We start from the raw sequence: 15,743 nt of genomic DNA on the forward strand, positions 1-15,743 counted from the left end.
CGATCATCAAGCCCGCCGACTGGTGGCAGCGGTGGCCAACCCGGTCAGCGCGGTACGCGCCGTCCGGTCCACGGGCGCGCTGTCGAGCGCGGCCAGGGCCTCGCCCACCCGCTCGGCGATCATCCGCTCCACCCGGGCCACCGCGCCGGTCTCGGCGACCACGTCGGCGAGCCGTTCCACAGGTTCGTCGTCGATCTGCTCCAGCGCCCGGAGCTGGCCCGGCGTGGCGAGTTGGCGGGCCAGCATGAGCAGCGTGGTGGGCTTGCCGACGCGCAGGTCGTCGCCGGCCGGCTTGCCGGTCGCCGCCGGATCGCCGTAGACGCCGAGCAGGTCGTCGCGGAGCTGGAACGCCTCGCCGACGGCCAGGCCGTAGCGGGTGTACGCGGTGACCAGCGCGGCGTCGGCCGTCACCCCGGCCAGGCACGCGCCGAAGAGCAGTGGTCGTTGCACGGTGTAGCTGGCGGTCTTGTACCGGGCCACCCGCAGCGCCCGGTCGACCGACCAGCTGTCCGGGTCGTTCTCGCCGAGCACGTCCAGGTACTGCCCGGCGACCGTCTCGACCCGCATCTGGTCGTAGCAGCGGCGGACCTCGAACAGTCGGGCCGGGGTGATGGTGGCGCGGGCGAGCAGCTTGTCGGCCCAGACCATGCAGAGGTCACCGATGAGCACGGCGGCGGCCTCACCGAACCGGTCGGGGTCGCCCCGGTGGCCGGCGGCGACGTGCTGGGCGGCGAGCGCGACGTGCGCGGTGGGCCGGCCGCGACGGGTGGTGGAGGCGTCCATCACGTCGTCGTGGACCAACGCGAAGGTGTGCAGCAGTTCGAGGGAGGCCAGCGCGGGTAGGACTGCGGGAAGCGGTTCGTCGCCACCGACCGCCCCGCGCCAACCCCAGTAGCCGAACGTGGACCGGATCCGCTTCCCCCCGGACAGCACGGCCGAGCGCGCGGCGGACGCGAATCCGCCCATGGCTGCGTCGATCTCGGTGAGTGCGTCGACTTCGGCGGTGAGGAAGGTGGACAGGGTCTCGTTGACCGCCGTGATCAGGTCCTGGGTGTAGGCGGCCAGGACAGCGCGGACCGGATCGTCCCGCTCGCCCGGCTCCACCGGCGCCACACGTACCGCGTTGCCCGCAACTGCGTCGTTGGCCATGTGGGCGAGCGTACCCTAGGGTACGAGTTGCGTCGATTGGTGCGTCGATATTTGAGGAGGGCCGGTGGACGTCGATCTCACCGCTGCCTATGACCGGTGCCGTGAGCTGCACAAACGCCATGGCCGCACCTACTATCTCGCCACCCGGCTGCTTCCCGCGTGGAAACGCCGACATGTGCACGCTCTCTACGGATTCACCAGGTACGCCGACGAGATCGTGGACAGCACCGAGGACCTTCCGCCGGCCGAGCGTTCCGCCCTGCTCGACGACTGGGCCAGCAGGTTCGTGGCCGGACTGCACGGTGCGTCGGTTGACGATCCGCTGCTGCCGGCCGTGCTGCACACGATCGCCATCTTCGATCTCGACCGGGACGACTTCGCGTCGTTTCTCAAGAGCATGGCGATGGACCTGACGGTCACCTCGTACCCGACGTACGACCACCTGCTCGACTACATGGAGGGTTCGGCGGCGGTGATCGGCACCATGATGCTGCCGATCCTGGGCAGTTCCGACCCGGCGGCGGCCCGCGAGCCGGCCCGGCAACTCGGCTTCGCCTTCCAGCTCACCAACTTCATCCGGGACGTCGCCGAGGACCTCGACCGGGGCCGCACCTACCTCCCCGACGAGGACCTGGCGAAGTTCGGCGTTACCCGCGAGGAGCTGATCGAGGCCCGCGACCGGGGACGGGGCACGCCCCGCACGCGCGAGCTGATCGAGTACGAGGTGACCCGGGCCCAGGCGCACTACGCCGCCGCCGCGCCGGGCATCACCATGCTCGCTCCCGCCTCACAGGCGTGCATGCGCACGGCGTACGCGCTCTACGGCGGCATCCTCGACGAAGTGGCCGCGCAGGACTACGACGTCTTCACCCGCCGCGCCCTGGTGCCGCAGCGTCGACGGATGGCGGTGGCCGTGCGCGCTCTGCTCACGTCGACGGGTACCCCGGTCACCATCCCCGGGCCGACGGTCCAGCCGGCGGCCCGGTGAGCGGGGGCACCGCGGTCGTGCTCTTCACCCGCGACCTGCGGGTGCACGACCACCCGGCGCTGGCCACCACCTGCGCGGCGTTCGACCGGGTGGTGCCGCTGTACGTGCTCGACCCGACCCTGGCCGGGCTGTCCGCCAACCGCACCCGGTTCCTGCACCAGGCGCTCGCCGACCTGCGCGACGCGCTGCGTGAGCGCGGCGGCGACCTGGTGGTGCGCCGCGGCGACCCGGTGGCCGAGACGATCCGGCTGGCCGGCAAGGTCGGTGCCACCGCCGTCGCCCTCTCCGCCGACGTCAGCCACTACGCCTGTCGCCGGGAGCGTCGACTGCGCGCCGAGTGCGAGCGGCACCGGCTGCACCTGCGGCTCTTCCCGGGGCTGACGGTCGTCGAGCCGGGTGACCTGCGGCCCGGCGGAGGTGGCGACCACTACCGGGTGTTCAGCCCGTACCACCGGGCGTGGGCCGGCGCGCGGTGGCGCGAGGAGTTGGCCGCGCCCCGCCGGGTCGTCCTGCCCGACGGGGTGGGCGTGGGCCGGTTGCCGGCGCCGCCGGCGGGGGAGTCGCCGGAGGCGGCCGTCGGCGGTGAACGCGTGGCCCGGCAGCGCCTCACCGACTGGCTGCCCGAGCTGAGTCGGTACGACGACCAGCACGACGACATGGCCGGCGACGACACCTCCCGACTCAGCCCGTACCTGCGCTTCGGGTGCGTGTCGCCGTTGTCGGTGGCCAACCGTGCCGGCGACCGGTCCGGGCCGTTCGTGCGGCAGATCTGCTGGCGCGACTTCTACTACCAGGTCACCGGCGCCTTCCCGGACATCTCGACGGCCGCCTACCGGCGGGGTGCCACCGAGGAGTGGCGCTACGACGACGACGCCCTCGCGGCCTGGGCCGAGGGCCGGACGGGCATGCCGATCGTGGACGCCGGCATGCGGCAGATGCGGGCCCAGGGGTGGCAGCACAACCGGGCCCGGCTGATCACCGCCGGCTACCTGACCAAGCACCTGGGGCAGGACTGGCGGGCCGGCGTGCGGGTCTTCTTCCGCTGGCTCCTGGACGGCGACGTGGCCAACAACTCGGGCAACTGGCAGTGGGTCGCCGGCACCGGCAACGACACCAAGCCGTACCGGGGGTTCAACCCGGTCCGGCAGGCCGAGCGGTACGACCCTGCCGGCGACTACGTACGCCGCTGGGTGCCGGAGTTGGCGCAGGTGGCGGGCAAGGCCATCCACCAGCCGTGGAAGCTGCCGGACGACGTGCGCCGCACGCTGGACTACCCGCCGCCGCTCACCGTTCCGGGCACCGATCCGGTCTGGTTGCGGTGATCAGAGGCAGGAGTGCAGCGCCTCGGCCACCTCGTCGACCCGGTCGTGCTCGGCGAGGTGTGCGGTGACGTACGCGAGCGTGTACCCGCGCACCGGGTCGGCCCACGCGCTGCTGCCGCCGATCCCGCCCATGCCCCAGCTCCCGTCCGGCTCCCACTGCATGCCCAGCGTCCATCGGGCCCGGCGGTCCAGCACCAGGTCCGGCCCGTCGTACTGGACCCGGGTCGCCTCGTCGAGGAGGGCGTGGCTGAACAGTCGTACGCCGTCCAGGACGCCGCCGGCCAGCAGACCCGTGTAGAGCCGGCCCAGGCCGACGGAGGTGGCGTGCAGGTTCACCGCCGGCATCTCGGCACCCCGCCACAGCGGGCTGTTCAGCACGGTGAGGTCCAGCCCACCGGCCGGGTTGCCCAGGGCTCTCGCCCGCAGCGTGCCGGGGTCGCCCAGCTTGCGGACCGGCCACTCCGGGTCGCCGTAGCGCAGGTCCGCACAGCGCCGCTGGTCCGCCTCGGCCAGCCCGAACCCGAGGTCGAGCTGCCACGGGCCGGCGATCTCGTCGGCCAGGAAGCGGCCCACGCTCCGGCCGTCGACCCGGCGGACCAGCTCGCCCACCAGGTGGCCGTACGTCCAGGCGTGCTCGCCGGCCAGCGTGCCCGGCGGCCATTCGGGCTCGGCGGCGGCCAGGTCGCCGGCGAGCAGGTCCCAGTCCGCGACCGCGGTGGCCGACCGGGGCACCGGGAACGCGGGCAGCCCGGCGGTGTGCGACAGGACGTGTCGCACGGTGGCCGGGGTGCGGAACTCCGGCCAGTACCGCGCGACGGGCGAGTCCAGGTCGACGCGTCCCCGCTCGACGAGCAGCAGCAGGCACAGCGCGGCCACCGGCTTGCCCACCGAGTAGACGTTGACCAGGGTGTCCGGCCGCCACGGTTGCCCGGACGCCCGGTCGCCGACCCGGATTCCGCCCACCAGGTCGACCACCGGCTGGCCGTCGTACCAGATGGTGAGGCCGGCGCCGGTCTCCCGGCCGGCGGCCAGCAGGTCGTGGAAGCAGTCCCGGACGGGGGCGAAGCGTGGGTGCATCCGATCACCGTAGGCGCTCCGGCACGGTGAGCCCGCCGACTTTTCCGGACCCCGGTGGCTGGGGCGGGGCCGCTGGGGGATGCTGTCGGGGTGGCAGAGCCGGAGCTGGTTGACGTTGTCGTGGTGGGGCTCGGGGTCGGCGGCGAGGAGGTGGCCGAGCGACTCGCCGACGCCGGCCTGAGCGTCGTCGGCATCGAACGGGACCTCGTCGGCGGCGAGTGCCCGTACTGGGGCTGCATCCCGAGCAAGATGATGATCAGGGCCGCGAACGCGCTGGCCGAGGCGCGTCGGGTCGACGGGCTGGCGGGCACCGCGCAGGTCCGGCCGGACTGGGCGCCGGTGGCGAGGCGGATCCGCGAGGAGGCCACCGACACCTGGGACGACAAGGTCGCGGTCGACCGGTTCACCGGCAAGGGCGGCCGGTTCGTCCGGGGCAGCGGCCGGCTCGACGGCCCCGGCCGGGTCCGGGTCGGGGACCAGGTGTTCCAGGCCCGGCACGGCATCGTCCTGGGCACCGGCACCCGGCCCTCGGTGCCGCCGATCGACGGCCTGGCCGACACGCCGTACTGGACGAACCATCAGGCGATCGAGGTCGAGGAGCTGCCGGGGTCGCTGCTGGTGCTCGGTGGCGGCGCGATCGGGCTGGAGTTGGCGCAGGTCTTCGCGCGCTTCGGCGTCCGGGTCACCGTGGTGGAGGCGTTGGACCGGGTGCTGGCCGTGGAGGAACCGGAGGCGTCCGAGGTGGCCGCCGCCGCGCTGCGCGCCGACGGCGTCGAGATCCACACCGGGGTACGCGCCGAACGGGTCGAGCACGACGGCGACCGTTTCACGCTGCGCGGCGGGGGCGGAGCGGAGTTCACCGCCGAGCGACTGCTCGTGGTGACCGGCCGCCGGGCGCACCTGGAGGAGTTGGGGCTGGACACCGTCGGTGTCGACGCCAACCAGCGTTTCCTGCCGGTGGACGACCGGATGCACGTCACCGAGGACATCTGGGGGGTGGGCGACCTGACCGGCGAGGGGGCGTTCACCCACATCGCCATGTACCAGGCGGCCATCGTGGTGTCCGACCTGCTCGCCCACTACCGGCAGGCGACGGCCGGCCCGGACGCCAGCGGGACCGCCAGCGTCGTCGGTGGCGCGATGGGCGCCTCCAGCGCGCTGGCCGCGAGCGGATCGAGCGGATCGGCCGGCACCGTCCCGCGCGCCGACTACCGGGCGCTGCCCCGGGTGACCTTCACCGATCCCGAGGTCGGCGCGGTCGGACTGACCGAGCGGCAGGCCCGCGAACGCGGCATCAACGTGCAGGTCGGGTTCACCAAGCTGAGCAGCTCGACCCGGGGCTGGATCCACCAGGTCGGTGACGAGGGCTTCATCAAGCTCGTCGCGGACGCCGACCAGGGTGTGCTGATCGGCGCGACGTCGGTCGGCCCGGCCGGTGGCGAGGTGCTGTCGGCGCTCGTGGTGGCGGTGCACGCGGCCGTGCCGCTGAGCCAACTGCGGCACATGATCTACGCGTACCCGACCTTCCACCGGGCCATCGAGGACGCGTTGCGCAACCTGTCCTGACGACGAACCGGCGGAATCCTGGCAAGCTACGACAGTTGCACAGCAAAACCCGACCGTTTTCCGGTTCATTTCTTTCATTTCCGTGACGTACGATTGCGGCCGTGACCAAGCGGTTGACTGAAGTTGCCAAGAAGGCGGGCGTCAGCGAGGCCACCGTCAGCCGGGTGCTCAACGGTCGGGACGGTGTCTCCGAGGCGACCCGGACGGCGGTGCTCACCGCGCTCGACGTGCTCGGCTACGAGCGGCCCACCAAGCTGCGCGGCGAGCGTGCCCGGCTGGTCGGGCTGGTGCTGCCCGAGTTGCAGAACCCGATCTTCCCGGCGCTCGCCGAGGTGGTCACCGGCACCCTGGCCCAGCGCGGCTACACCCCGGCGCTCTGCGCCCGCACCATCGGTGGCGTGTCCGAGATGGACTACGTCGAGATGCTCCTCGACCACCAGGTGTCCGGCGTGATCTTCGCCGGCGGCTCGTACGCGCTGGCCGACGCCAAGCACGACCACTACCGGCGGCTGACCGACCGGGGTCTGCCGGTGGTGCTGGTCAACGCCGGCGTGGACGAGTTGGGCTTCCCCCGGGTCTCGACCGACGACGCGGTGGCGGTGGAGCAGGCGTACGGGCATCTGCGCTCGCTCGGCCACGAGCGGATCGGGATGGTGCTCGGCCCGGAGGGGCACGTGCCGTCCCGCCGCAAGCTGGACGCGATGGTCCAGGCCGCGGACTGGGGCGCCGCCGAGCGGGAGTGCGTCGAGCGGTCCAGCTTCTCGATGGAGGGCGCGCGGGTCGCCGCGACGAAGCTCGTCGAGCGCGGCGTGACCGGCATCATCTGCGCCAGCGACGTGCTGGCGCTGGGCACGATCCGGGCCGCCCGACGGCTGGGCCGGGCGGTGCCGACGGACATCTCGGTGGTGGGCTTCGACGACTCGGCGTTCATGACCTGCACCGATCCGCCGTTGACCACGGTCCGGCAGCCGATCGAGACGATGGGCCAGGCCGCGGTGGACCTGTTGGTGACTCAGATCGAGGGGGTCGGCGTGCTCCAGGACGAGCTGCTGTTCGAGCCGGAACTGGTGGTCCGCGGCTCCACCGCGCCCGCGCCCGCTCGCTGACCCTGCTCACAGCCTACTGATCGACCTTCTCGAAGGCCGCCGACCGCACTCGCGGTCGGCGGCCTTTTTGGTGCCCAAGTAGCCCCATAACGGGTGCAATCCCGCATCCTGTCGCCCTCTGCCGTCAGGATGTCGCGTCCTTTCAAAACATCGTCGACACCTTGCTGAAATGAGTCGTGCTCGTTACAGTGACTCCACTCACACCTGGCTCCGGCGCAGCTACAGGGCGTCAGGTCGTATCACCGCATCAGCGCACCTCACGGAGACACCCGTTCCCGAAGGGATGGACAGATGTCCGTACCGCAATACCGAAGGGCTGCCACCCTGGCGCTCGTGGCCGGCCTGGGGCTGAGCCTCACCGCCTGCTCCACGAAGAGTGACGACAAGGACGCGACCGCCGGCGGCAAGGTCACCATCACCGTCGACTGCCAGCCGGTCGGCGCCCAGAAAGAGCTGTTGCAGAACTGGAACGACGACGTCGCCGCGTTCCAGAAGGAGAACCCGGACATCGTCGTCAAGAGCGTGAGCGTCGGCGAGCAGTGCAACAACCCGCCGGACTTCACCGCCCGGCTGGCCGGTGGCACCGTGACCGACGTGTTCTACGGCTACATGACCGACGTCCAGCAGGTGCTCGACTCCGGCCAGGCGATGGACATCACCGAGTACGCCAACAAGGACACCATCCCCACCTGGGACAGCGTCGACCCGGCGCTCAAGGAGGTCTTCACCGACGGCGGCAAGCTCTACGCCGTACCGGTGAAGAACTACTCGATGGGCCTGATCTACAACAAGGTGCTGTTCCAGCAGGCCGGCCTGGACGTGAACAACCCGCCGAAGACGTGGGCGGACGTCCGCGCCGCCGCCAAGAAGATCTCCGCCCTCGGCAACGGCATCGCCGGCTACTCGGAGTACAGCGCCGGCAACACCGGCGGCTGGCACTTCACCTCGCTGCTCTACTCGCAGGGCGGCCAGGTGCTCACCGCCGACGGCAAGAAGGCCGACTTCAACAACGCCCAGGGCAAGCAGGTCCTGCAGAACCTCAAGGACATGCGGTACGGCGACAACAGCATGGGCGCCCGCCAGCTGCTCCAGTGGGGTGACCTGCTGACCAACGCCGGCGCGGGCAAGGTCGGCATGTTCATCGGCGCACCCGACGCCACCCAGGCCATCGTGAGCCAGTTCCAGGGCAAGTTCCAGGACTGGGCGATGGCCCCGCTGCCCGGCCAGGACGGCCCGGCGAAGGGCACGCTCGGCGGCGGCGAGGGCTACTTCTTCAAGAAGGGCCTCTCCCCGGAGCAGGTCAAGGCCGGTCTGAAGTGGATCGCGTACCAGAAGCTGACCCCGGGCAAGGGCCAGTTCGACTACGTCCGGTCCAAGCCGCAGAACTACCCGGTGGGTCTGCCCCAGCCGCTGCTGTTCGCCAACGGCAGCGACGCGCAGAAGCAGGAACTCGACCTGCGCAAGGCGAACGCGAACGTCGACACCGCCAACTTCGCCCTCTTCGAGGCGACCCCGGTGCCGATCAAGGGTGAGCCGCGGAACGCACAGGCGATCTACGCGGTGCTCGACGCCGCGATGTCCGGGGTGCTGACGAACCCGAACGCGAACATCGACGCGCTGCTCAAGACGGCCGAAGACAAGGTCAACCAGCTCCTGGCCGCACAGAGCTGAGCCACGGGTGTGGGGGTCGGCACGCCGGCCCCCACACCCCGCGCCGCACCGTCCGCCTCACCGACCTTCGCAGGAGAGTGCCGTGGCGATCACCGCCGCCCCCCAGGCCCCCGGGAGACCGGGCCGCCCGATGCCGTCGTACGCGGCAGGGCCGAAGCGTACGAGCCTCGGCCGCAAGGTACGGGACAACCTCACCGGGCACGCCTTCCTGATCGGCGCCGTGCTCTGCTTCGTGGTCTTCTCCTGGTACCCGATGGTCCGTGGCGTCGTGATGAGCTTCCAGCGGACCAGGCGCGGCGAGACGACCTGGGTGGGCTGGGACAACTACACCCGTCTTCTCGCCGATCCCAGCTTCTGGCCCGCGTGGAAGAACACCTTCTACTTCACGCTGCTCGCGCTCGTGCTCGGGTACGCGGTGCCGTTCTTCGTGGCGATCCTGCTCAACGAGTTCCGGCACGCCAAGGGGTACCTGCGGATCCTGGTCTACCTGCCGGTGATGCTCCCGCCGGCCTCGGCCCTGTACCTGTTCAAGTTCTACGCGTACGACCCGAGTGAGGCGGGCCTGTTCAACGCGATCCTCAAGGCGCTGCACCTGCCGACGTCGCAGTGGATGCAGTCGCCCGAGATGACGATGCCGGCCATGGTGATCGCCTCCACCTGGATGAACATGGGTGGCGCCGTGCTGATCTACCTGGCGTCGTTGCAGAACATCCCCGGCGAGCTGTACGAGGCCGCCGAACTCGACGGCGCCGGGATCCTCAAGCGGATCCGGCACGTGACGATCCCGCAGACCCGGCTCATCCTCGCGCTCCTCGCGATGATCCAGATCGTCGCCACCATGCAGCTCTTCATCGAGCCACTGATCCTCGCCAACGGCGCGGGCGCGGAGGATTCCGCGACCACCGTGGCGTACCTCATCTACCAGCACGGGTTCTTCCAGAACGACCTCAACGGCGCGGCCGCCCTGGGCGTGCTGATGCTCGTGGTGCTGGCCGGCTTCTCCGCCGTGTACGTGCGGCTGACTGCGAAACAGGACTAGGACGGCGCGCGATGGCACAGGATTCCGGCACCCGGACCCTCATCTCCCCTGCCCAGATCAGCCGGGGACGCGGGCGGGTCATCTACTGGACGCTGCTGGTCGTCGTCGTGACGGCGTTCACGCTCGTCTTCCTCGGACCGCTCTACTGGATGGTCACCGGCGCGCTCAAGTCCGGCCAGGAGATCGCGCAGACCCCACCCACGCTGTTCCCGAAAGATCCGCAGCCGCAGAACTACATCGACGCCTGGAACAATCTGGAACTCGCCAAGCTGCTGTTCAACACGTTCTACTACGCGATCGGCGCGGTGCTGTTCCAGCTCGTCCTGGACGCCGCCGCCGCGTACTCGCTGTCGAAACTGCGACCGATCTTCGGCAACGTGATCCTCGGGCTGATGCTCGCCACGCTGATGATCCCGGCGATGGTGCTCATCGTCCCCCAGTACGTGACCGTGATCGACCTGCCGATCCTGCACATCAATCTGCTCGACTCACCGTTCGCCATCTGGCTGCCGCTGGTGGCGAACGCATTCAACATCTTTCTGCTGAAACGGTTCTTCGACTCCATTCCCGAGGAGTTGATGGCGGCGGCCCTGGTGGATGGCGCGACGTCACTGCGTACGCTCTGGTCGATCATTCTGCCGATGTCGCGCCCGATCCTCGGCGTCGTCGCGATTCTGGCCATGACGGCGGTCTGGAAGGACTTCCTCTGGCCGAAGCTGGTCATGCCCTCGCCGGAGACCCGGACGGTCAGCGTCGGTATCTACTCCTTCGCGGGTGGGACGCCCATGAACGTCGTGATCGCCGCATCGGTCATCGCCGCCATCCCGACCGTTATCGTCTTTTTGATCTTCCAGCGGAACATCATGTCTGGCCTGACCGCCGGCAGCATCAAGGGATAGCCACCCTCGCAGGCAGCGGAGCGAACAACGGCCGTTCGTCCGACACACAATCGCCACCGGCGTACCCGGCGACGTACCGACGCAGAAAGCAGGTGCTCGTGTCCACAGCAGACAGCAGTCCGTGGTGGCGTGGAGCCGTTATCTACCAGGTGTACCCACGCAGCTTCGCCGACGGCAACGGCGACGGCATCGGTGACATCGCAGGTATCCGGTCCCGCCTGAACCACCTGTCCGCGCTTGGCATCGACGCGATCTGGTTCAGTCCCTGGTATCCGTCGCCGATGGCCGACGCCGGGTACGACGTGTCGGACTACCGCGACATCGATCCGGTCTTCGGCACCCTCGCCGAGGTCGAGGCGCTGATCGCGGAGGCGCACGAGCTGGGCATCCGGACCATCGTCGACGTGGTGCCCAACCACTGCTCCGACGCGCACCCGTGGTTCCAGGCCGCGCTGGCCGGCGGTCCGGGAGCGCCCGAGCGGGACCTGTTCTGGTTCCGTCCCGGTCGGGGCCCGAACGGCGACCAGCGCCCCACCGACTGGGTCGGCGAGTTCGGGGGCGAGACCTGGACGCGCACCACCAACCCGGACGGCACGCCCGGCGACTGGTACCTGCACCTCTTCGCCCCCCAACAGCCGGACTTCAACTGGGACCACCCCCGGGTACGCGCCGAGTTCGAGGACATCCTGCGGTTCTGGTTCGACCGGGGCGTCGACGGCATCCGGATCGACTCCGCCGGGCTGCTGGTGAAGGACGGGACGCTGCCGGAGGTCGAGCCCGACCGGCCGCACCCGTTCCACGACCTGGACGGCGTACACGACATCTACCGGGGTTGGCGGCGGGTCGCCGACTCGTACGCGGACCGCGCCCTGATCGGCGAGGTGTGGCTGCCGGACCGGCAACGGTTCGCCAACTACCTGCGCCCCGACGAGTTGCACGCCGCGTTCAACTTCGACTTCCTCGGCTGCGCCTGGGACGCGTCGGCGCTGCGGGAGAGCATCGACGGCACGTTGAGCGCCCACGCCCCGGTCGGCGCGCCGGCCACCTGGGTCCTCTCCAACCACGACGTGACCCGGCACGTCACCCGCTACGGCCGGGCGGACACCACGTTCAGCTTCGCCGCCAAGCGCGAGGGCATCCCCACCGACCTGGAGCTGGGCACCCGCCGGGCACGGGCCGCCGCCCTGCTGTCGCTGTCGCTGCCCGGCGCCGTCTACGTCTACCAGGGCGAGGAGCTGGGCCTCTGGGAGGTCGAGGACATCCCGTACGCGCTGCGGCAGGACCCGATGTGGGAACGCTCCGGTCGGGTCGACCCCGGTCGGGACGGATGCCGGGTGCCGTTGCCCTGGGCCGGTGACGAGCCGCCGTTCGGGTTCAGCCCGGAGGGCTCGGCGACGCCGTGGCTGCCGCAGCCGGCCGACTGGAAAGACCGGACGGCCTCGGCGCAGACCGGCGACGCCGCATCGATGCTGGAGCTGTACCGGGCGGCCATCCGCATCCGGCGGGCCGAGGCGGCGCTCGGCGACGGCGACATGACCTGGCTGCCCGCCCCGGACGGCGTGTTGGCCTTCAGCCGTGGCGGCGGCTTCCGCTGCCTGGTCAACCTCACCGACACGGCGGTGCCGATGCCCGCCGACGGGGAGGTGCTGCTGGCCAGCGGCCCACTCGACGACGGGCTGCTGCCGTCGGACACCGCCGTCTGGCTGCGTACCCCCGAGAAGGTGGACGGGCCACGCGCGGACGCCGCCGCCCTGACCTGACCTGATCCGACCCGACGTGGTGCCGGCGGTCCCGTCCCGGCCGCCGGCACCCACACCACCCGCGCACCGCGCCCACGAGAGGAGGACGAGGGACCGCCACGCCGCACCGACACGGGGGACCTGGCCTGCCTGACGAAAGGGAGAGCGCAGCTCATGGCCAACCACACCACCGGCACGTCGTACCAACTCAGACGCCCGACCCGGGCGGGGCTGGCCGCCGTCGCCGCCACCCTGCTCGCCGCGACCTCACTGACCGCCCTGGCGGTCACCGGCGGCGCCACCCCGGCCTCGGCGGCCGGGTTGTCCCCCTTCGACATCTCGGGCCGTGGCGCCACCGTCCCCTTCATCGAGCAGGAGGCCGAGAAGGCCGCCCACAACGGCACGAAGATCGGCCCGGACCGGCGCTACGGCACGCTGCCGTCGGAGGCGTCCGGCCGGGAGGCGGTCACCCTCGACGCCGTCGGTGAGTACGTCGAGTTCACGCTCACCGCCCCGGCCAACGCGGTCACCTTCCGGTACAGCCTGCCGGACAACTCCGCCGGCACGGGCCGGGACGCCACCATCGACCTGCGGGCCAACGGCAACCTGCTGAAGTCGGTCCCGGTGACGTCGAAGTACGGCTGGTACTACGGCGGCTACCCGTTCAACAACAACCCGGGCGACACGAACCCGCACCACTTCTACGACGAGACCCGGGCGTTGTTCGGAAGCACCCAGCCGGCCGGCACGAAGATCCGGTTGCAGGTCTCCTCGACCGCCCAGTCACCCACCTTCACCATCGACCTGGCCGACTTCGAGGTGGTCGCGCCGATCGCCAAGCCCTCCGGTGTCATCGACGTGGTCACCGACTTCGGCGCGGACCCGACGGGCGCGACCGACTCGACCGCCAAGTTCCAGGCGGCGGTCGACGCCGGCAAGGCCCAGGGTCGCGCGGTCTGGATCCCGACCGGCACCTTCACCCTCTGGGACCACGTGGTGGTCGACGGGGTGACCCTGCGCGGTGCCGGCCCCTGGTACTCGGTGCTCGGCGGTCGGCACCCCACCGACCGCAAGCGGGCCGCCGGCATCTACGGCAAGTACGTCCCCGGCGGCGGCTACACCGGTGAGATCCGGTCGCACGAGGCGAACGGGCCGAGCCGCAACGTCACCCTGCGGGACTTCGCCATCATCGGCGACATCCGCGAGCGGGTGGACGACGACCAGGTCAATGCGCTGGGCGGGGCGATGACCAACTCGGTGGTCGACAACCTCTGGTTGGAGAACACCAAGGTCGGCGCGTGGATGGACGGGCCGATGGACAACTTCACCATTCGCAACAGCCGGATCCTCGACCAGACCGCGGACGGGGTGAACTTCCACACCGGCGTCACCAACTCGACGGTGACCAACACGTTCGTCCGCAACACCGGCGACGACGCCCTGGCCATGTGGGCGCAGAGCGTGCCGAACGTCAACAACTCGTTCACGCACAACACCATCGGCGTGACGCTGCTGGCGAACCACCTGGTCAGCTACGGCGGTCGGGACATCAAGATCACCGACAACGTGACGGCCGACTCGCTGACCAACGGCGGCGGCATCCACGTCGCCAACCGCTACCCCGGCGTGCAGGGCGACACCGCGGTCCGGGGCACCTGGACCATTGCCCGGAACACGTTGATCCGCAACGGCAACTCCGACTACAACTGGAACTTCGGCGTCGGGGCGATCTGGTTCTCCGCGCTCAACGAGGCGTTCCAGCAGGCCACCATCAACATCACCGACACCGACATCCTGGACAGCTCGTACGCGGCACTGCACTGGATCGAGGGTCAGACCAGCGGCATCAACCTCACCAACGTCCGCATCGACGGCGCCGGCACGTACGCGCTCCAGGTGCAGGCGCCCAGCCAGGTGTCGTTCACCAACGTACGGGCCACCAACATCGCGCAGAGCATCCCGATGCACAACTGCGTGGGTGGCGGTTTCCAGATCACCCAGGGCGCCGGCAACTCGGGCTGGTACACCTCGACCCCGTACTGCGGCCCGTGGCCGGAGCCGCAGTGGGGTGGTGGGCCCAGCACCCCGCCGACCACCGGCCCGACCACCGCGCCGCCCACCACCGCACCCCCGACCACGGCACCGCCGACGACCCCGCCGCCCAGCGGTGGAAACCTGGCGTTGAACCGGTCGACGACCGCGACCAGCACCAACCAGAACTACACGGCGGGCAACGCGGTGGACGGCAACGCCTCGACCTACTGGGAGAGCGCCAACAACGCCTTCCCGCAGTCGGTCACCATCGACCTGGGCGCGGTCCGCTCGGTCGACCGGGTGGTGCTCAAGCTGCCCGCCGGCTGGGAGCAGCGCACCCAGACGCTGTCCGTGCTCGGCTCCACCGACGGCTCGTCGTACGGCACGCTGGCGTCGTCCGCCGGTCGGGTCTTCGCCCCCGGCTCGGGCAACACCGTGTCGATCGGGCTGCCCTCCGGTGACCGCCGTTTCATCCGGGTCACCGTGACCGGCAACACCGGCTGGCCGGCCGCGCAACTCAGCGAGGTCGAGGTGTACGGCGGCACCCAGAGCACGCCCCCGCCCACCACCGCGCCCCCGACGACCACCCCGCCTCCGACCACGCCCGCCCCCACGGGCAACCTGGCCGCCGGGCGGTCGGTCACCGAGACCAGCCACTCCGACGTGTACGCCGGACCCAACGCGGTGGACGGCAACGCGAACACCTACTGGGAGAGCGCCAACAACGCCTTCCCGCAGTCGTTGACCGTCGACCTGGGCGCGACCCGAACGGTGTCCCGGGTCGTGTTGAAGCTGCCGCCGTCATCGGCCTGGCAGACGCGTACCCAGACGCTGGCGCTGCTCGGCTCCACCGACGGCTCGTCGTTCAGCACCGTCAAGGGGTCGGCGGGCTACACCTTCAACCCGGCCAGCGGCAACACCGCCACGCTGACCTTCACCGCGACCAACCAGCGGTACCTGCGCCTCACCGTCACCGGCAACACCGGCTGGCCCGCCGGTCAGCTCGGCGAGTTCGAGGTCTACTCCAGCTGACCCGGTGGCCCCCGCCCAGCCAGGGCGGGGGCCGTAGCACCGTCCCCCACCTGTCGCGGCACGACGGGCGTACCCCTGCACCCGTCACCGGGCAACGCACCCCACACCACCCCCGAAAGAG

General features: G+C 70.7%; 11 protein-coding genes. 9 read left to right on the forward strand and 2 right to left on the reverse strand.

All coding sequences use genetic code 11. The annotated features are described in order from the left end of the window. Window positions 1–6 precede the first annotated feature (6 nt). Window positions 7–1,149, reverse strand: a complete 1,143-nt coding sequence (locus ACN263_RS31040; RefSeq protein WP_422737730.1) for a polyprenyl synthetase family protein — start codon at window positions 1,147–1,149, stop codon at window positions 7–9. Between the two features lie 64 nt (window positions 1,150–1,213). On the opposite strand from ACN263_RS31040, the gene ACN263_RS31045 reads away from it, so the two are divergent. Continuing rightward, window positions 1,214–2,137: a phytoene/squalene synthase family protein gene (locus tag ACN263_RS31045; protein ID WP_422737731.1), complete on the forward strand. Its 924-nt coding sequence runs from the start codon at window positions 1,214–1,216 to the stop codon at window positions 2,135–2,137. Next, window positions 2,134–3,459 carry a cryptochrome/photolyase family protein gene (locus tag ACN263_RS31050; protein ID WP_422737732.1) on the forward strand — a complete coding sequence of 442 codons (1,326 nt, stop codon included), beginning with the start codon at window positions 2,134–2,136 and terminating at the stop codon, window positions 3,457–3,459. The genes ACN263_RS31045 and ACN263_RS31050 overlap by 4 nt, the downstream gene beginning before the upstream one ends. On the opposite strand, the gene ACN263_RS31055 is transcribed toward ACN263_RS31050, so the two are convergent. Continuing rightward, window positions 3,460–4,536 (reverse strand): serine hydrolase domain-containing protein, encoded by a 1,077-nt coding sequence (locus ACN263_RS31055; RefSeq protein WP_422737733.1) that lies wholly within the window; start codon window positions 4,534–4,536, stop codon window positions 3,460–3,462. Between the two features lie 90 nt (window positions 4,537–4,626). On the opposite strand from ACN263_RS31055, the gene ACN263_RS31060 reads away from it, so the two are divergent. The 7 genes from ACN263_RS31060 (at window position 4,627) to ACN263_RS31090 (ending at window position 15,622) form a co-directional block, all read left to right on the forward strand. Further along, on the forward strand, window positions 4,627–6,102 hold the full coding sequence (locus tag ACN263_RS31060; RefSeq protein ID WP_422737734.1) for a dihydrolipoyl dehydrogenase family protein: 1,476 nt from the start codon (window positions 4,627–4,629) through the stop codon (window positions 6,100–6,102). Window positions 6,103–6,203: 101 nt separating this feature from the next. After that, a complete protein-coding gene (locus ACN263_RS31065) occupies window positions 6,204–7,208 on the forward strand; it encodes a LacI family DNA-binding transcriptional regulator (protein ID WP_422737735.1) in 1,005 nt (334 codons plus the stop codon). 291 nt (window positions 7,209–7,499) lie between these two features. Further along, complete coding sequence (locus tag ACN263_RS31070) at window positions 7,500–8,879, forward strand: ABC transporter substrate-binding protein (RefSeq protein WP_422737736.1); 1,380 nt, start codon at window positions 7,500–7,502, stop codon at window positions 8,877–8,879. 82 nt (window positions 8,880–8,961) lie between these two features. Continuing rightward, window positions 8,962–9,918: a carbohydrate ABC transporter permease gene (locus ACN263_RS31075; protein ID WP_422737737.1), complete on the forward strand. Its 957-nt coding sequence runs from the start codon at window positions 8,962–8,964 to the stop codon at window positions 9,916–9,918. A gap of 11 nt (window positions 9,919–9,929) precedes the next feature. Continuing rightward, a complete protein-coding gene (locus ACN263_RS31080) occupies window positions 9,930–10,817 on the forward strand; it encodes a carbohydrate ABC transporter permease (protein WP_422737738.1) in 888 nt (295 codons plus the stop codon). A gap of 98 nt (window positions 10,818–10,915) precedes the next feature. After that, the gene (locus ACN263_RS31085; RefSeq protein ID WP_422737739.1) at window positions 10,916–12,577 is read left to right on the forward strand and encodes a glycoside hydrolase family 13 protein; all 1,662 of its coding nucleotides are present in this window, start codon (window positions 10,916–10,918) and stop codon (window positions 12,575–12,577) included. Window positions 12,578–12,730: 153 nt separating this feature from the next. After that, window positions 12,731–15,622: a discoidin domain-containing protein gene (locus ACN263_RS31090; RefSeq protein WP_422737740.1), complete on the forward strand. Its 2,892-nt coding sequence runs from the start codon at window positions 12,731–12,733 to the stop codon at window positions 15,620–15,622. Window positions 15,623–15,743 lie beyond the last annotated feature (121 nt).

The sequence above is a fragment of the Micromonospora sp. WMMD729 genome, from assembly GCF_049315225.1.
Lineage (GTDB): Bacteria > Actinomycetota > Actinomycetes > Mycobacteriales > Micromonosporaceae > Micromonospora.

Excerpts from the sequence above, each read along its gene's own strand:
- ACN263_RS31055 (WP_422737733.1), bottom strand. The coding sequence starts at position 4,536 with ATGCACCCACGCTTCGCCCCCGTCCGGGACTGCTTCCACGACCTGCTG.
- ACN263_RS31040 (WP_422737730.1), bottom strand. The coding sequence starts at position 1,149 with ATGGCCAACGACGCAGTTGCGGGCAACGCGGTACGTGTGGCGCCGGTG.
- ACN263_RS31090 (WP_422737740.1), top strand. The coding sequence starts at position 12,731 with ATGGCCAACCACACCACCGGCACGTCGTACCAACTCAGACGCCCGACC.
- ACN263_RS31070 (WP_422737736.1), top strand. The coding sequence starts at position 7,500 with ATGTCCGTACCGCAATACCGAAGGGCTGCCACCCTGGCGCTCGTGGCC.
- ACN263_RS31080 (WP_422737738.1), top strand. The coding sequence starts at position 9,930 with ATGGCACAGGATTCCGGCACCCGGACCCTCATCTCCCCTGCCCAGATC.